This window comes from Spirillospora albida (genome assembly GCF_000718255.1).
Lineage (GTDB): Bacteria > Actinomycetota > Actinomycetes > Streptosporangiales > Streptosporangiaceae > Spirillospora > Spirillospora albida.
Genome location: NZ_JOFJ01000002.1, coordinates 253,920 through 271,336, shown reverse-complemented (window position 1 = coordinate 271,336; position 17,417 = coordinate 253,920). Strand labels below are relative to the sequence as shown.

At 72.2% G+C, this 17,417-nt stretch carries 15 protein-coding genes; 1 reads left to right on the top strand and 14 read right to left on the bottom strand.

Features of this window, described 5'->3' with window-relative positions; genetic code table 11:
• Positions 1-5: 5 nt before the first annotated feature.
• The 12 genes from lysX to IE99_RS0103765 all read right to left on the bottom strand — a co-directional run bounded on the left by lysX (position 6) and on the right by IE99_RS0103765 (position 13,502).
• A complete protein-coding gene (gene lysX, locus IE99_RS0103820; RefSeq protein ID WP_030163714.1) occupies positions 6-1,496 on the bottom strand; it encodes a bifunctional lysylphosphatidylglycerol synthetase/lysine--tRNA ligase LysX in 1,491 nt (496 codons plus the stop codon).
• A gap of 52 nt (positions 1,497-1,548) precedes the next feature.
• On the bottom strand, positions 1,549-2,331 hold the full coding sequence (locus IE99_RS0103815) for a type III pantothenate kinase (RefSeq protein ID WP_030163713.1): 783 nt from the start codon (positions 2,329-2,331) through the stop codon (positions 1,549-1,551).
• Positions 2,332-2,345: 14 nt separating this feature from the next.
• Positions 2,346-3,203: a carboxylating nicotinate-nucleotide diphosphorylase gene (gene nadC / locus IE99_RS33545; RefSeq protein ID WP_030163712.1), complete on the bottom strand. Its 858-nt coding sequence runs from the start codon at positions 3,201-3,203 to the stop codon at positions 2,346-2,348.
• Positions 3,200-4,930, bottom strand: a complete 1,731-nt coding sequence (locus IE99_RS0103805) for an L-aspartate oxidase (RefSeq protein ID WP_030163711.1) — start codon at positions 4,928-4,930, stop codon at positions 3,200-3,202. Before IE99_RS0103805 ends, nadC begins: the two co-directional genes overlap by 4 nt.
• 178 nt (positions 4,931-5,108) lie before the next feature.
• Positions 5,109-5,528, bottom strand: a complete 420-nt coding sequence (panD, locus tag IE99_RS0103800; protein WP_030163710.1) for an aspartate 1-decarboxylase — start codon at positions 5,526-5,528, stop codon at positions 5,109-5,111.
• Positions 5,528-6,379, bottom strand: a complete 852-nt coding sequence (gene panC, locus IE99_RS0103795; protein WP_030163709.1) for a pantoate--beta-alanine ligase — start codon at positions 6,377-6,379, stop codon at positions 5,528-5,530. Before panC ends, panD begins: the two co-directional genes overlap by 1 nt.
• Before the next feature lie 15 nt (positions 6,380-6,394).
• Positions 6,395-7,321, bottom strand: coding sequence for a Rossmann-like and DUF2520 domain-containing protein (locus IE99_RS0103790; protein ID WP_051711919.1), 927 nt, complete (start codon positions 7,319-7,321; stop codon positions 6,395-6,397).
• A gap of 342 nt (positions 7,322-7,663) precedes the next feature.
• A complete protein-coding gene (locus IE99_RS0103785) occupies positions 7,664-10,138 on the bottom strand; it encodes an ABC transporter permease (protein ID WP_030163705.1) in 2,475 nt (824 codons plus the stop codon).
• A 3-nt stretch (positions 10,139-10,141) separates the two neighbouring features.
• Positions 10,142-10,903: an ABC transporter ATP-binding protein gene (locus IE99_RS0103780; protein ID WP_030163703.1), complete on the bottom strand. Its 762-nt coding sequence runs from the start codon at positions 10,901-10,903 to the stop codon at positions 10,142-10,144.
• Positions 10,904-11,133: 230 nt separating this feature from the next.
• Entirely contained in the window at positions 11,134-11,469 is a 336-nt protein-coding gene (locus tag IE99_RS0103775; protein ID WP_051711917.1) for a chaplin, read from the bottom strand.
• 163 nt (positions 11,470-11,632) lie between these two features.
• Positions 11,633-12,316 (bottom strand): response regulator transcription factor, encoded by a 684-nt coding sequence (locus IE99_RS0103770; protein WP_030163691.1) that lies wholly within the window; start codon positions 12,314-12,316, stop codon positions 11,633-11,635.
• 22 nt (positions 12,317-12,338) lie between these two features.
• Positions 12,339-13,502, bottom strand: coding sequence for a sensor histidine kinase (locus tag IE99_RS0103765; RefSeq protein WP_030163690.1), 1,164 nt, complete (start codon positions 13,500-13,502; stop codon positions 12,339-12,341).
• Positions 13,503-13,648: 146 nt separating this feature from the next.
• On the opposite strand from IE99_RS0103765, the gene IE99_RS0103760 reads away from it, so the two are divergent.
• Positions 13,649-14,680: an SAM-dependent methyltransferase gene (locus IE99_RS0103760; RefSeq protein ID WP_342666177.1), complete on the top strand. Its 1,032-nt coding sequence runs from the start codon at positions 13,649-13,651 to the stop codon at positions 14,678-14,680.
• 13 nt (positions 14,681-14,693) lie between these two features.
• Here the strand turns inward: IE99_RS0103760 and IE99_RS0103755 are convergent, their stop codons facing one another.
• Together IE99_RS0103755 and IE99_RS0103750 are read right to left on the bottom strand one after the other, a co-directional pair.
• Positions 14,694-15,902: a cytochrome P450 gene (locus tag IE99_RS0103755; RefSeq protein WP_030163685.1), complete on the bottom strand. Its 1,209-nt coding sequence runs from the start codon at positions 15,900-15,902 to the stop codon at positions 14,694-14,696.
• 51 nt (positions 15,903-15,953) lie between these two features.
• The gene (locus tag IE99_RS0103750; RefSeq protein ID WP_084219261.1) at positions 15,954-17,402 is read right to left on the bottom strand and encodes a PH domain-containing protein; all 1,449 of its coding nucleotides are present in this window, start codon (positions 17,400-17,402) and stop codon (positions 15,954-15,956) included.
• Positions 17,403-17,417 lie beyond the last annotated feature (15 nt).

The following is a 17,417-nucleotide window of genomic DNA, read 5'->3' as shown; positions in this document are numbered from 1 at the left end:
CCGCGCTACTCCGGCTTCACCAGGGGGAACAGGATCGTGTCCCGGATCCCCTTGCCGGTGAACGCCATGATCATCCGGTCGATGCCGACGCCCACCCCGCCCGTCGGCGGCATCGCGTACTCGAGCGCGCGCAGGAAGTCCTCGTCCAGCTGCATGGCCTCGGGGTCCCCGCCCGCCGCGAGCAGCGACTGCTCGGTGAGCCGGCGGCGCTGCTCGATCGGGTCGACGAGCTCGGAGTAGGCGGTGCCGAGTTCCGTCCCGAACCCGATGAGGTCCCACTTCTCGGTGAGCAGCGGCTCCTCGCGGTGCTGCCGGGTGAGCGGCGACGTCTCGACGGGGTAGTCCATGACGAACGTGGGCTGGACGAGCGTGTGCTCCACCAGCTCCTCGAAGATCTCCTGGACGAGCTTGCCCTGCCCCCACTTGGGGTCCCAGCCGACCTCGCGCGCGTCGGCGAGCTTGCGCACGGCGTCGATCGGCGTGTGCGGCGTGATCTCCTCGCCCAGCGCCCCGGAGACCGCCCCGTACAGGGTGACGCGCGGCCATTCCGGCAGGCCGAGGTCGATCTCGGTGCCGTCGTGGACGACCACGGACGTGCCGAGCGCGGCGATGACCGCCTTCTGGTACATCCGCTGCGTCAGGTCGGCCATGTCGTTGTAGTCGAGGTACGTCCCGTACGCCTCGAGCATCGTGAACTCGGGGTTGTGGGTGGAGTCGGCACCCTCGTTCCGGAAGTTCCGGTTGATCTCGAAGACCTTCTCCATGCCGCCGACGACGAGCCGCTTCAGGTACAGCTCGATGGCGATGCGCAGGTAGAGGTCCATGCCGTAGGCGTTGATGTGCGTCTGGAACGGACGCGCCGCCGCGCCGCCGTGGATCGGCTGCAGCATCGGGGTCTCGACCTCGAGGTACCCCTCCTCGTGCCAGAAGTCCCGGACGGCCCGGACCGTCGCGCTGCGCAGCCGCGCCATTGCCCGCGCCTCGTCGTTGACGATGAGGTCGACGTAGCGCAGCCGGACCCGCGCCTCCGGGTCGGTGAGGCCGGCGTGCTTGTCCGGGAGCGGCCGCAGGCACTTGGAGGTGATGGCGAAGTCGTCCGCCATCACGGAGAGCTCACCGCGCCGGGACGTGATGACCTCGCCCTCGACGCCGATGTGGTCGCCGAGGTCGACCTCGCGCTTCCAGAAGTCGAGCCGCTCCTGCCCCACCTTGGCCAGGGACAGCATGATCTGGATCTCGCCGTCGGCGTCCCGGATCGTGGCGAAGCACAGCTTCCCCGTGTTCCGGACGAGCATGACGCGACCCGTGACGCCGACTTTCTCGCCCGTCTCCGTGCCCGGCTCCAGGTCCGGGTGTTTCTCCCGGATTTCGGCGATGGTCGCCGTCCGGGGGAACGTCACCGGGTACGGGTCGACTCCGCTCTCGCGGAGGCGGTCGAGCTTCTCCCGCCGGACGCGCATCTGCTCCGGAAGGTCGTCGTAGGTCTCGTCGCTCACACGCCCCAGGCTATCGAGCCCGCCCGATGCGCCGCGAACGAGTTCGCCCCGGCTACGGCGTGTTGCGCTGGTAGATGAGGCGCAGCCCGATGAGGGTGAGCCAGGGCTCGAACACGTCGATGCTCCGCGACTCCTCCAGCACCAGGGGCGCGAGCCCGCCCGTCGCGATGACGGTGACCTCTTGCGGGTCCTCCGCGAGCTCCTCGGACATGCGCTCCACGATGCCGTCGACCTGGCCCGCGAACCCGAAGATGATGCCTGACTGGAGCGCCTCGACGGTGTTCTTCGCGATGACGTTCCGGGGCCGCACCAGCTCGATCTTGTGGAGCTGCGCCCCCCGCGACGACAGCGCGTCGATCGAGATCTCGATGCCGGGGGCGATCGCGCCGCCGACGTACTCGCCCTTGGCGGACACCGCGTCGAACGTCGTGGCCGTCCCGAAGTCGACCACGATGGCGGGCCCGCCGTGCGTGTGGACGGCGGCGAGCGCGTTCACGATGCGGTCGGCGCCGACCTCCTTGGGGTTGTCCATCCGGACGGGCACCCCGGTCTTCACGCCGGGCTCCACGATCACGGCGGACACGTCCCCGTAGTACCGGCGGCACATCTCGCGCATCTCGTGCAGGACGGACGGGACCGTCGAGCACAGGGCGATACCACTGATGTCGGTCTCCGCCAGCAGGGGGCTCTGCTGGACGAGGCCCTGCAGGACCACGGCGATCTCGTCGGCGGTCCGCCGCGGATCGGTGTTGATCCTCCAGTGCTCGATCACCTCCTCGCCCTCGAACAGGCCGAGGACGGTATTGGTGTTACCGACGTCGATGGTGAGCAGCATCAGGTCCCCGCTGGTCAGGAGAAGTCAAGGCCGATGTCGAACACGCGGGCCGAGTGCGTCAGCGCGCCCACCGCAAGGTAGTCCACGCCGGTCACGGCGACGTCTCGGGCCCTGTCCAGGGTAAGGCCCCCGGACGCCTCCAGCCTTGCCCGGCCCGCCACGGTCCGCACCGCCTCCGCCATCTGGGCGTCGGTCATGTTGTCCAGCAGGATGGACGTCGCACCCACTTCGAGGGCCTCCTCGACCTGCTCAAGGGTGTCGCACTCCACCTGGATGTGCAGGGACGGGTACATGGACCGGATCGCCTCGAACGCCTTGGTGACGCTCCCGGCCGCCGCCACATGGTTGTCCTTGATGAGCGCGGAGTCGTGCAGCCCCATGCGGTGGTTGACCCCGCCACCGCATTTCACGGCGTACTTCTGCAGCGCCCTAAGGCCCGGCAGCGTCTTCCTGGAGTCGCGGACCTCGGCCTTGGTGCCCTCCAGAGCGTCCACCCACTGACGGGTGGCGGTGGCGACTCCCGACAGGTGCGTGAGGAGGTTCAGGGCCGTCCGCTCCGCCCTGAGGACGGCCCGCGTGCGCCCGTGGACCGAGATGAGGACCTGCCCCGGGACGACCCGGTCACCGTCCCGGACCTTGGCCTCGTACCGGACGCCCATCACCTCGAACACGACCGCGGCCACGGGCACCCCGGCCACGACCCCGCTCTCGCGCGCGGTGAAGTCCCCCGTCGATTCGTCCTCGGGCGCGAAGATCGGCTCGCTGGTGACATCGACCTCGCCGTCCTCGGCGAGCGCGGTGCGGACGAGGTTTTCCACATGTTCGGGATCGAGCCCGGCGTCCCGCAGCGCGCCCGTAAGTTCCGGAGTCATGCGAACCGTCCTTCTTCGTATGCGGTCACGAGGCCGTTCCCCGCCCGCCGCGTGACGAGATGACCGCGCCACCGGGCGTCGGCCCGCTCGGGGAAGTCCTCGCGCCAGTGGCTCCCCCGCGTCTCCTCCCGCAGCCGCGCGGCGGCGACGATCGCCGTGGCGACCGCGTGCAGGTTGGTGGCCTCCCACGCCCTGACCCCGGGTTCCACGTCGCCCCCGCGCGCCGCGAGCGCCTCCAGCTCGCGCGCCGCGCGGGACAGCCCTTCGGCCCCCCGCAGCACCCCCGCACAGGACGTCATGATGCGCTGTATCTCCCCCCGGCATTCCGGGTCGACCAACCCGCCGCCCTCGGACGGACCAAGCCAATCACCCGCCCCGTCCCGGGCGCCCTCCGCCCCCGGATCAACGCCGCCCATCTCGGCCGCGCCGGCGTCCCCGGACGCGCTCGCCGAAGCCTCGGCGGGCCCGTCTGGACCGATGGCGGCCTGCTCCGCCGAGATGGCATCGGCGATCCGCTTCGCGAAGACGAGGCCCTCCAGGAGGGAGTTCGACGCGAGGCGGTTGGCGCCGTGCACGCCCGTGCAGGCGACCTCGCCGCACGCGTACAGGCCGGGAACGGAGGCGCGTCCGTGCAGATCGGTCCGCACGCCTCCGCTGGCGTAGTGCGCCGCCGGCACCACCGGGATCGGCTCGGTGACCGGATCGATGCCGTGGTGGCGGCACGCGGCGAGGATCGTCGGGAAGCGGTCCTCCCACATCGCGGCGCCGAGATGCCGCCCGTCCAGCAGCATGTGGGAGGCGCCCGTCTCCCGCATCCGGTTCATGATCCCCTTGGCGACGACGTCGCGCGGGGCGAGCTCGGCGAGCTCGTGCCGTCCGACCATGAACCGCGTGCCCGCCTGATCGATGAGGTGCGCGCCCTCGCCTCGCACCGCCTCGGAGATCAACGGCTGCTGCCCGCGCGCGCCCTCGCCGAGCCACAGCACCGTGGGGTGGAACTGGACGAACTCCAGATCGGTGACGTCCGCCCCCGCCCGCAGGGCGAGCGCGACCCCGTCGCCGGTGGACACCTCGGGATTGGTGGTGGCGGAGTACACCTGCCCGAGCCCGCCCGTAGCGAGCACGACGGCCCGTGCGCGGACGGCGCCGACGCCCCAGGGCTGCCCCTCCCCCATGACGTGCAGGGTGACCCCGGTGGCGCGGCCGGCGGCGTCCCGGAGCAGATCGAGGACCAGCGCGTGCTCGACGACCTCGACGCCCGAGTCCTTGAGCGCGGCGAGGAGCGCGCGGCTGATCTCGGCGCCGGTGGCGTCGCCCCCGGCATGGGCGATGCGGCGGCGGTGGTGGCCGCCCTCCCGGGTCAGCGCGATCTCCCCGTCCTCGGCGCGGTCGAACGCGGTGCCCAGGTCGATGAGCCGCCGGACGGCATCCGGCCCCTCGGTCACGAGGGCGCGGACGGCGTCCACGTCGCAGAGCCCGACACCGGCGGTGAGCGTGTCCGCCAGGTGGTCCTCGGGGCTGTCGTCGGGGGCGAGAGCGGCGGCGATCCCGCCCTGCGCCCAGCGGGTCGATCCCGCGTCCAGCAGCGCCTTGGTCACGAGCAGCACCCGCCCGTGCGGGCGGCAGCGCAGGGCCGTGACCAGCCCGGCGATGCCGGACCCGATCACGACGGTGTCGGTATCGGCGGTCCAGCCGGGACGGGGCGCGGCGAGGCTGGAAGGGATCATGGGCCCTCCTCCGAGGTCGGTTCTCGTCATTTTGACACTAACCGTGCGGGATTCGTTCCCCCGCCCCCGCCACAACCCGCCCGGCACCCGCCGCGGGGAGCGCGTTCACGCTCACCGCCGCACGTCAGAGCACCCGTTCACCGGTTCGCGGCGCCGGGCGGGTCCGATGAGTCGGGCTTCAGACGGGGTGGACGAGGTCCCCGCGGAGGCCGTCGCCGCCGGGGACGGGCTCGGCCGGGTCGCCGCCCAAGGAGATGATCTTGTTGGAGCGGTCGACATGGACGACCGCCGGCTGGAACTCGCGGGCCTCGGCGTCGGTGAGCTGGGCGTAGCTGATGATGATCACGAGGTCGCCGGGCTGGACGAGGCGGGCGGCGGCGCCGTTGATGCCGATCACGCCGGAGCCGCGCTCGCCCGCGATCAGGTAGGTCTCGAGGCGGGCGCCGTTGTCGATGTCGACGATGTGGACCTGCTCCCCCGGCAGGAGGTCGGCCGCGTCCATCAGGTCCTGGTCGATCGTCAGCGATCCCACGTAGTGCAGGTCGGCCTGGGTCACCGTGGCGCGGTGGATCTTCGACTTGAACATCGTCCGGAACATCAGTGCTCCTTCGGGAACTCGAGGGGAGTGTTGTCGATCAGGTGGGTGGTGCCGACCCGCGCGGCGACGGCGAGGACGGCGGGACCGGTGTGGGCGTCCGAGACCTCGAGGAAGGTCGCGGGGTCGACGAGGACGATGTAGTCGAGGTGGAGGGCGGGTCCGGCCCCGTCCAGGACGGCCCGTGCCGCCTTGACGACGGCGGACGGTCCGTCCGGCACGGCGTCCGCGCCGGCGCGGAGCGCCCGGGACAGGGCGAGGGCGGTACTGCGATCGGTCTCGGTCAGGTAGCGGTTCCGGCTCGACAGGGCGAGGCCGTCCGGCTCCCGGACGGTCGGCGCCCCGACGACCTCGACCGGGACGTTCAGGTCGGCCACCATCCGGCGGATCATCGCGAGCTGCTGCGCGTCCTTCTCCCCGAAGACGGCCACGTCCGGTCTCACCAGGTTCAACAACTTCAGGACGACCGTGAGCATTCCGTCGAAATGCCCCGGCCGGGTCACACCCTCGACCCGGGCGCCCATCGGCCCCGACTTCAACGTGACCTGTGGTTCCGCCGGATACATCACGTCCACGGAGGGCGCGAACACGATGGACACCCCCTCGGCGGCGCAGGCTTCCACGTCGTCGGCGAACGTGCGCGGATAACGGTCGAAGTCCTCATTCGGCCCGAACTGCAGCGGGTTGACGAAAACGCTGACCGCGACCGTCCCGGCGATCTCCCGGGCCCTCCGGATCAGCGACCGGTGGCCTTCGTGCAGCGCGCCCATGGTCGGGACGAGCGCGAGCGTCCCCTCGACGCCGGTGCGGGCGGCGGCCAGCTCCGCGCGGGTCCTCACGATGACGGGTGTCATGGGCTCCTGCCTCGATCAGTCGGCCAGCGCTTCGAGGAGCCGTTCGGCGTCCTCGGGTTTGAGCATTCCGGCGCCGAGCGCCCGGTCGGCGGTGAGCCGGGCCAGCGCGACGTACGCGCGGCGGCTCTCCGGCGACACCCGGGCGAGCTCGGCGACATGGTCCGCGACGGTCCCGGCGTCGCCGCGGGCGACGGGGCCGGTGAGGCCGTCGATCCCGAGCCGCAGCGCGTTGTCGAGCGCGGCGCCGAGCAGCGGCCCCAGCATGCGGCCCGGCTCGGCGACGCCCGCCGCGCCCAGCAGGTCCATCGCCTCGACCACCAGGGTGACCAGGTGGTTCGCGCCGCCCGCCAGAGCCGCGTGATAGAGCGGCCGGCGCTCCTCGGTGATCCAGACCGGCTCGCCGCCCATCTCCAGGACCAGCGCCTCCGCGACCGGACGCAGCGGATCCGGCGAGGTGACACCGAACGAGATCCCGCTCAGCCGGTCCACGTCGTCGGGGCGTCCGGTGAAGGTCATGACCGGGTGCAGGGCCAGCGGCAGCGCCCCGGACCGGGTGAGCGGGTCGAGGACGGCGGTGCCGTACCGCCCGCTGGGGTGCGCGATCAGCTTGCCGTCCACCGGGACACCGGCCCCCACCAGCCCGGCGGCGAGGCCCGGCAGCGCGTCGTCCGGCACGGTCAGCAGGACGAGATCGGCGGCCCCCACGACCTCGTCCGGCGTCGCGACCGCGGCACCGGGCAGCCGGTCCGCCACCCGCTCGCGAGACCTCTCCGACACCGCGGCGGCGGCCACGACGCGATGACCCACCCGTCCGAGCGCCGCACCGAGCGCGGTGCCGACCCGGCCCGCCCCCACGACACCGACCGCGAGCCGGGCGGGCCGGCCGGCCGCGTCCGGCCCGTTTCCAGGCACGCCGGAAAAGGGCGTCAGCTCTGCATCCATCGAATATCCGTTCCAGTCCTCATAACGTAGGTACCGGACGTGCGGACGGAGTCTACCGTGTTGTTCTGCAGTGCCCTTGGCGTCAGGCGCTTGAGCGCCTTCCTTCGGCGGGCACTGCGGTGCGATCGCTGCATCGCTTCGACTCGCCCGGGGGCTCGCTGCGCGATCAGGTTCTTGCTTCGCTCGAACCTGGCTTCGCTCGCGATCGCGACGGTACAGGTCGGTTGACGGCTGGGGCAGGGGTTGGTGCTCGTGCGCCCCTGTGGTCCGTTTCGTCCGGCGGTCGAGACAGATTGATCAGCCACTCTCGGTGATTATCCAGACACTCTAGCCAGGCCGCGGTCAGTCGTGGGTCAGCGACTCCACGATCGACGTCTTCGCAGCTCGGCGGGCGGGGAGGACGGCCGCCAGGGTCCCGGCGGCCGCCGCCAGGGCCACATAAGTGATCACCTGAAGGTAGGGGACGGCGAAGACCGAGTCGTTCGCCATCGCGTTCGTCGCGGCCCAGCCGAAACCGATCCCGAGGACGACGCCGGTGCCGGCGCCGATGACGGCCATGACCATCGCCTCGATCGAGAGCATCCGGCGGAGCTGGCGGCGGGTCAGGCCGAGGGCGCGCAGAAGGGCGGACTCGCGGGTGCGTTCCACGACCGACAGCGTGAGGGTGTTCGCGATGCCGAACAGGGCGATCACGATCGCGAGGCCGAGCAGCCCGGCGAAGATCATCAAGATCATGTCGATGGCGTTGCCGAGCGACTCCTTGAGCTCGATGGCCGAGCTGATCCGCGCGATCGGATAGGGGTCGGCGGCGGTCTCGACCGCCTTGCGGGCGGTCGCGCCGGGGATCCCCTCGCGCGCCTTGACGAAGATGGTCGACGGGTCCCGGACGGTGAAGTACCGGTCGAAATCGGTCTCCGGCACCATGAGCCCGGTGAACGGCATGCCCTCCCCGTAGACCGCCGCCAGCCGGACGGGGACGGTGCCGCGCGCGGTGGCGATCTCGACGGTGTCGCCGAGCCGCAGTCCTTCGTCCTTCGCGGTGCCCTGGTCGACCATCGCGGTGCCCGGCCGGAGGTCGGACAGCGAGCCCTCCGCCATCGCCGGTTTGATGATCGTGCCGAGCGCCGACATGGTCACGGCGGTGACCGTCCGCCCGGATCCGTGCCGGGCGTCGCGCACCTCGATCACCGCGGCCAGTTCGGGACGGGCGCGGAGGGAGGCGGCGAGGGCGCGAGGAAGCCGCGCCGGCTCGTCCGTGAGCTGGGCCCTGATCTGGAAGTCGACCGGGAACTGCTCGTCCACCTTCGCGGCGGCGGTCGCCTTGCCGCTCGCCGCGACCACCGCGAACAGGCTCATCAGCCCGACGCCGACGGTCAGCGCGATCGTCGTGGTGGCGGTGCGGCGGGGGGCGCGCTGGGCGTTCGCGACCGCGAGCCGCCCGGGGACGCCGCCGAAGCGCGCCGGGACGGCCCCGGCGACCCGGCCGAACGGCCGGATCAGCGCGGGCATCGCCGCCATCACACCGAGGAAGAAGACTCCGCCGGAGACCGCGACGAGGTACATGGCGGCCTGGCCCTTCTCCATCACGACGGACCCGAGCACACCGAAGCCGAGCCCGGTCAGGACCAGGACGGACGCGAACAGGGTCCGCAGGCGGCCGAGCCGGAACCGTCCGGTGCCCGGTTCGAGCTCGGTGCGGAGGGCCGCCACCGGCGCGATGCGAGTGGCGGAGCGTGCCGGGAGGACGGCGGACGCGAGCGTCACGGCGATGCCGACGCCGAGTCCGATCGCGACGGCGCGTCCGGTGAGAGTGAGTCCTTCGACGGGCATGTCCGCGAACCGGCCGACCACGGCGAGCGCCGCCGCGCCGAGCCCGAGGCCCGCGGCGAGGCCCAGCAGCGAACCGGCCAGCCCGACGGCCGCGGAATCGGCGAGCACCCCGGCGAACACCTGGCGCCGGGTCGCGCCGACGCAGCGCAGCAGCGCCATCTCCCGCATCCGCTGCGCGATCAGGATGGCGAAGGTGTTGTAGATGACGAGCGCGGAGACGAGCATCGCGACCAGGGCGAACAGCAGCAGGCCCGCCCGGATGACCTTCGTGTCGGCGCCGGCCTCGCGGGCGAGCTTCGCGGCGAGCTCCTGGCCGGTGCGGACCTCGTACCGGTCGCCGACGGCGGCGGCGACCGCGGCCTTGTCCCCGCCCGCGAGGTCGATCTCCCGGTAGGTCCTCTCGCCGGTCATCAGCGTCGCGGTGGGAACGTCGAAGCCGACGGCGCCCCGGTAGCCGATCTCCTGGTCGATCCCGAAGTCGACGATGCCGACGAGGGTGAAGCGGTGCGGGCGGGCGCGGCGGTCGAGGACGGTGATGGTGTCGCCGACCTCGAACCCCTCACGCTCGGCGACCTTCGCGTCCAGGACCGCCTCGGCCGCGCCGGACGGGACGCGTCCCTCGTCGACGTCGTAGCGCAGGAGCCTGCCGGACGGGACCGAGACGCCGAGCGTGGGCATCTCGCCCACGGCCTTGCCGTCCTTGCCGAGGAGGGCCGCCTCCCCCTCGACCTTCGGCTGGGCCTCGACGACCCCCGGCAGGGCGCGGACCTCGTCGAGGACGCTCGCCGGGATGCCGCCGTCCTCGGGCAGGATCGCGACCGTGACCTTGCCCGCGGAGCGGGCGAAGGTCTTCCCGACGCCCCTGTCCATGGAGTCGGTGAGCACGAACGTCCCGGAGATGAACCCGACGCCGAGCGTGATGGCCATCGCCGTGAGGAGGAGGCGGAGCCTGTGCGCCCGCAGGCCGGCCAGGGTGGTCTTCAGCATCGCTCAGGCCCCCAGGCTCTTCAGGCGGTCGAGGACCGTGTCGGGGGTCGGCCGGACGATCTCCGAGACGATCGCCCCGTCGCGCAGGAACACGACCCGGTCGGCGTACGACGCGGCGACCGGATCGTGGGTGACCATGACGACCGTCCGGCCCATCTCCCGCACCGACGCGCGCAGGAACGCGAGGACCTCGGCGCCGGACCGCGAGTCGAGGTTGCCGGTGGGCTCGTCCGCGAAGACGACGTCGGGCCGGGCGACGATCGCCCGCGCGCACGCGACCCGCTGCTGCTGGCCGCCGGACAGTTCGCTCGGCCGGTGGTGGAGCCGTTCGCGCAGCCCCACCACGTCCACGACATGGTCGAACCAGGCGCGATCGGGCCTGCGGCCCGCCAGTTCCATCGGCAGCAGGATGTTCTGCTCGGCGGTGAGCGTCGGCAGGAGGTTGAACGCCTGGAAGACGAACCCGACGCGGTCGCGGCGGAGCAGTGTCAGCCGCCGGTCGCCCAGCCGGGTGATGTCGGCGTCGCCCAGCATGATCCGCCCGGTGGTGACCGTGTCGAGCCCGGCGAGGCAGTGCATGAGCGTCGACTTGCCGGATCCGGACGGACCCATGATCGCGGTGAAGGCGCCCCGGTCGAAGGCGGCGTCGACCCCTCGCAGCGCGTGCACGGCCGCGTCACCGGTCCCGTACACCTTCGACACGTCGGCGGCCGCGACGGCGTGCGCGGTCGCCGCGGCGGGCGGGCTGGCTGGGGTGCTGGTCAAGACGGCTCCTTCGGTGCGCGGACGATCGATATCCACGCTAGGAACCGCAGGTGCCGCGGTCGTCGGCCTCGCGTCCACGATCCGTGTCAGCGTTCGGGCGGGTCGCGCCCACTCTGTACGACCCGAGTCGTACGGGTGCGTCCCCCTTCGCTCCGATGTGCGCCGGCGCACCGGCGGCCCCCCGAGGGCCTCCGGTGCGCCGGTCAGCGTGGATCGATGGCGATCCCGGCTCAGTAGCCGCCCTTGCCGTGGCCGCCGTGACCGCCGTGACCCCCGTGACCCCCGTGACCCCCGTGGCCCCCGTGACCGCTGTGGCCGCCGTGGCCGCTGTCGCCGCCGGTGTGCGCGTCGCCCTTGCACCCGGCGCCCGCGACGCCGATGACCGCGACGGCGTTGCCGCAGACGTTGACCGGGATCGAGATCGGGACGAAGACCTGGTTGCCGGACAGCACGCCGCCGGCGCCGCTGGTGATGCCGCCGGTGTCCGCGCCGGCCGGGGCGGCCGTCAGGACGGAGCCCGCGAGGGCGAAGCCGAGGATGCCGGTCGTGGCGAGCTTCTTGATCATGCTGAATCCTCCCGTAGGGGGCCGGGAGCCGGCCCCTGATCCGATGGACGCGACGCCGTCCGCGAGGACGAGGTCACAGTCGGTAGCTATTCAGCTACCGCTCGGTAAGGCCAACGGGATTCCAAGGCCGAAGGCAGACGGTAATCAGAGAGTAATCAATTCGTTACAGATTGCTATCTTTTTGACCGCTTTTGACCAGGCCCGTCTCATAGGCGAAGACGACCGCCTGAACGCGATCTCGCAGCCCCAATTTCATGAGAATGCGCCCCATATGGGTTTTGACGGTGGCTTCCGACACGAAGAGCCGCCCGGCGATCTCCGCGTTCGACAGGCCGCGCGCCACCAGACCGAGCACCTCGCCCTCCCGGTCCGTCAGGGTCTCGAGGGCCCCGACGGCCTTCTCCTCGGCGTCCGGCAGATGCACCGCGAATCGGTCGAGCAGCCGTTTCGTCGTGCTCGGCGCGACCACCGCGTCTCCGGAACGCACCGATCTGATGGCCTCGATCAGCTGCGGGGGGCCGGCGTCCTTGAGCAGGAATCCGCCCGCCCCCGCCTTGATCGCCGCGAAGGCGTACTCGTCCAGGTCGAACGTCGTCAGGATGATCACCTTGGGGCCGCCGCCCGCGACGATCCGCCGGGTCGCCTCGATCCCGTCCATGCGCGGCATCCGGACGTCCATCAGCACGACGTCAGCCCTCGTCGTGCGCAGCAGGTCGAGGGCCTGGACGCCGTCCGCCGCCTCGCCCACCACCTCGATGTCGGGCTGCGCGTCCAACACCATCGTGAATCCCGCGCGTACGAGCTCCTGGTCGTCGACCAGGACGACCCGGATCGCCGTGTCACTCATCCGTTCTCCCTTCCGCGCCGCCTCAGGCGGCCTCACCTGTCGGGATCCGGGCGACCACCTCGAAACCGCCCCCGGCGCGGGGCTCCGCGCGGACGCGGCCCCCGTACACGCCGACGCGCTCGCGCATGCCGACGAGCCCGTGGCCGCGGCCGTCGTCGGACGCCGCCGCGCCGCGGCCGTCGTCCACGATCGTGATCTCGACGGCGTCCTCCGTGTAGCGGAGGCGGACGGCCGCGGTGACGTTGCGGCCACCGTGCTTGAGCGTATTGGTCAGGGCTTCCTGGACGATCCTGAAGACCGTCAGCTGGCGCCCCTCGGACATGGCAGCGGGCGGGCCGTCCACCTCGAACGTCACGGGCAGGCCAGAGGCGCGGACCTGCTCCACCAGGTCGTCCAGCTGCCCGACTCCGGGCTGCGGCGCGTACACGCCCGCGTCGTCGTTCTCGCGGAGGACGCCCAGCAGTCGGCGCATCTCGGCCAGCGCCTGGCGTCCTGTGGAGGAGATCGCCTCCAGCGCCTGCCGGGCCCGCGCCACGTCGCTGTCGATCGCGTAGGACGCGCCGTCCGCCTGCACCACGATCACGCTGACGTTGTGCGCCACGACGTCGTGCAGTTCGCGCGCGATGCGCGCGCGTTCGGCGGCCATGGCCATCGCGACCTCGTTGTCGCGTTCCCGCTCCAGCCGTTCGGCGCGTTCCTCCAGCGACCTCAGGTAGGCGCGCCGCGTCCGCATGTGCAGCCCGAGGATCCAGACCCCGGCCACGACGGCGGTCAGCATCGCGAAGGTGTACTTCTGGGCGTCGGCTCCGACCGGGTACCGGATCGTCGCCAGGACGGCCCCGAATTCCGTCACCAGGGCGGCGGCCAGGCCCCACCGGAACGAGGGGCCCGCCGTCACCGTGTAGAGGCCCATGAGGACGGCCATGTTCGACGGAACGGGTTCGATGCCGCCGAGCCACTGGAGGAACGAGATGAGCGCCACCAGGGCGAAGACGGTCAGCGGAAAGGTCCTGCGGAGGACGAGCGGGGCTAGCAGGGCTCCGTTGACCAGGAGGTACAGGCCGGTCCCGATCCCGTAGCCGGAGGAACCGAGCCCTGGCAGCGCGATGACCAGCAGCGGCGAGATGAAGAACGCGTCGACCAGCCACTTCTTGCCGCGCCACCACTCCCACACCTTGCCGACCATGCACACAGGGTAGGAAGGCGCAGGTCAGCCGGGTATCCACCCAAGGTCGGACCCGGGTCCACCCTGAGGATGGCCGTGGAGGACAGAGGTCCGTGGGATGAGCGTCCCGGACCCCCGCGCAGGGCGTCCCACGGTACCGTCACAGTGTGGCGGCGTTGGTTTCCGAGTGGCTGACATGGCGCACCGCGATGGAGCGGGCCCTGTACGGGGAGGGCGGCTTCTACCGGCGCGGAGAGCGTCCGGCGGAGCACTTCCGGACGTCGGTGCACGCCTCGTCGCGGTTCGCGGCGGCCATGGCCCGGATCCTGGTCGACGTCGACGCCGCGCTGGGCCGTCCCGACCGGCTCGACATCGTCGATATGGGCGCGGGCTCCGGCCGGCTGCTGGTCAGCGTCCTCGACGCGGTGCCGGCCGACCTCGGCGCGCGGCTGGCGCCGACCGCCGTGGAGATCGCTCCGCGCCCGGCCGACGTCTCCGAGCGCGTCGTCTGGCGGCCGGACCTGCCGGACCGCATCACGGGTCTCGTCATCGCGAACGAATGGCTCGACAACGTTCCGCTGGACGTGGTCGAGCGCACCCCGGACGGGATCCGCACGATGCTGGTCGACCCGTCCAGCGGAGCGGAGATCCCGGGCCCGGCCCCCTCCCCTGAGGACCGCGACTGGCTGGAGCGGTGGTGGCCGGTCCAGGAGCCCGGATACCGCGCGGAGGTGGGGCACCCCCGGTGCCGCGCATGGGCGGCCGTGGTGCGGCGGCTGGAGAGCGGCCTCGCCCTCGCCGTGGACTACTGGCACTCCCGGACGTCACGTCCCGCGTACGGCACTCTGGCGGGTTATCGGGACGGCGCCACCGTGCCCGCCGTCCCCGACGGGTCCTGCGATGTCACCGCCCACGTGGCGCTGGACGCCTGCACCACGGCGGGCGAGCGCGCGGGCGCGACCTCGACCCTGCTGACCACGCAGCGGGAGGCTCTGCGCGCGCTGGGGCTCTCCGGGACGCGTCCCCCGATCGATCTGGCGCATCGCGATCCGCGCGCCTACCTCGCGGCCCTGTGCAGGGCGGGTGAGGACGCCGAACTGACCGACCCGTCCGGGCTGGGTGGATTCGGATGGCTCGCCCAAGCCGTCGGCATCCCCCTCCCGTCCTCGTTGTCCACAGCCGTGGCCGCGCACCCCTGACGAGGGTGGCCCATCACCGTTCGACGAGGAGCGACTCCAGTCCGCGGAGCACGTACCCCGGCTTCCACCGCGGTTCACCGGCCAGACGCAGATCGGGCGCCGCGCGGAGCAGGGCCCCGTAGGACTCGGCCAGTTCGATCCGGGCGAGCGGGGCGCCGAGGCAGTAGTGGATGCCGAGGCCGAACGTGATGTGGGGGTTCGGGTCCCGGCCGATGTCGAGACGGTCCGGGTCGGAGAACACCGCGGGGTCCCGGTTGGCGGACGCGAACTGGAGCGCGATCTCCGCGCCGCGCGGGATGTCCACTCCCGCGACGGCGATGTCCTCCAGGACCCACCGCTCGAACATGGGGGCGGGCGTGTCGTACCGCATCAGCTCTTCGACGGCGGTGGGGATGAGCGAGTGGTCCGCCCGGAGCCGCTCCAGCTCACCGGGGTTGCGGAACAGGGACCACCAGCCGTTGCCCGTCGCGTTGACGGTCGCCTCGTGGCCCGCGTTGAGCAGCAGGACGCACGTGCCGATCAGCTCGTCCTCGGTGAGGCGGTCGCCCTCGTCGACGACCCCGGCGAGGGCGCTGATCAGGTCGTCGCGCGGCTCGGCGCGCCGCGCCCGCGCCAGGCCGCGCAGGTAGTCGGAGAACTCCACCGCGGCCCGGACGGCGGTCCGCTGGGCCTCCTGCGAGGGGTTCAGCTCGTACATGCCGCAGATGTCGGCGGACCACGGCCGCAGGAGGCTCCGGTCGGTTTCGGGGACGCCGAGCATCTCGGCGATGACGTTCACCGGCAGCGGCTCGGCGACCTCGGCGAGCAGATCGCCGCCGCCCCGGTCGGCCAGACCGGAGGCGAGCTCGGTGGCGAGCCTGCGGATCGTCGGCCGGAGTCCCTCGACCCTCCGGGCGGTGAACGCCTTCGACACCAGGCGCCGCAACCGGGTGTGGGCGGGCGGCTCCACGTCGAGCATCCCGGCGCGGACGAGGTCCCAGAAGGGCTTGAGGAACTCGGCCTCGGGTTCGCGTCCGAACTCCTCGTGGCTCGCGATGTGCAGGTACGAGCGTCCCAGCCGGCGGTCGCGCAGGAGGGCGTCCACGTCCGCGTACCGGCTGACGACCCACTGGCCGGTGGGCTCGTGGAAGAACACCGGACGCTCGGCGCGGATCCGCTCGAACGCGGGGTACGGGTTCGCCACGAACGCGGGCGACCAGGGGTCATAGGCGATGTCGCTCATGGCCAGCACGATATGCGGCCCGGCCGAATCCTCCGAAAGGGCGGCCCGGCCTCAGCGCGCGGCCCAGTGGGCCGGGTCCCCGCCCGACCGGCGGGCCGCCAGGGCGCGCCGCGCCGTGGAGTCGACGATCGCGCGGGCCTCGCCGAGCTCGCGGTCGGCGGCGGCCACCTGGACCGGGCCGGGCGGCGCGTCCACATGGACGGTCGCCAGGCCGAGGAGGCGCTGGAACGGGTTGACCGTGAGCCGGACGCTCTGCGCGCGCGCGTGCGCGATCACGTCGGTGCGGCGGCAGGGCCAGCCGTGGCGGGTCACGAAGACCACGTCGTCGGTCCCGGCGCCGTCGGCGCGGTCGATGGCCACGCCCTTGGAGGACGCGGGGACGAGCGGCACGGCATCGACCGTCGTCCCCGGGAACACCTGCGCGACCAGCTGCATGGCGACATGGCGGGGCGCCACGGGCAGGAGGGTGGACGACAGGGCCTGGCGCTCGCCCGCGTAACCGGCGATCGTCACATCGACCCGGGCCCAGCCCATGGTGCGCCAGAACGCGGGCTCCACGATGCTGACCGCCTGGACGCGGCCGGGGGGCAGCGTCTGCATGCGCGTCTCCAGCAGCCCGTAGCGGAGGCGTATGCCGTCCGGGGACATGGCGACCGAGAAGTTGCCGTACATCACCATGGGGGCGATCACGGCGCGGATGAGGGCGAGCAGGACCGGGATGGACACGGCGAGCATGCCGCCCTCGGCGTACATCAGCAGGAACAGGAGCGAGGCGAGGAACAGCAGGACCGTGGCGAGGACCGGCAGCCGCACGATCAGCGACGCCAGGAGGACCCCGAAGGGGACGCGCCACAGCGGCCGCTCCGGCGCCTCGGGCGTGTGACCGGGAAGGCCGGCGGCACGGGCCAGCAGTTCCGCGCGCAGCTGCTGCGCCGAGCGGTGGCCGAGGTACCGCAGCGCGATCCCGTTCTGCTCCCCTCCGGCAAGTTCCACCCGGACCTCCGCCAGGGCGAACATCCGCGTGACGAGGGGCCGGACGACGTCGATGGCCTGCACGCGGGACAGCGGGATGCGGCGCTTGCGCTTGCGCAGCAGGCCGGTCTCCACCACGAGATCGTCGCCGTCGACGCGGAACCGCAGGGCGAGCCACGCCCAGAGCCCGGCGCCGACCGCGACGACCGTCATGACCGCGGACACGGCGAGGAACCTGCCCACGACCCGCGGGGTGAGCGCCAGCGTGATGCCGTCCTCGGTCTGGGTCAGCAGGAGCGGGAAACCCAGCAGGACGAAGTAGGCGATGAGGAAGACGGAGGCGCGCAGGGGCGCGGTCGCCCAGTGCAGCCTGTGGACTCCCTCGGAGAAGCGGATCGGCGGTGGGGGCGGGTGGCCGTACGGAGGCCCGTACCCCGGCGGCGGATGCGGGACGGGCGGGCCGTACGGAGGCCGCGGAGGCCCCTGAAACGGTCCCTGGATCGGCCGGGGAGCACCGTACGGGGGCATCGGACGCCCCTGCGG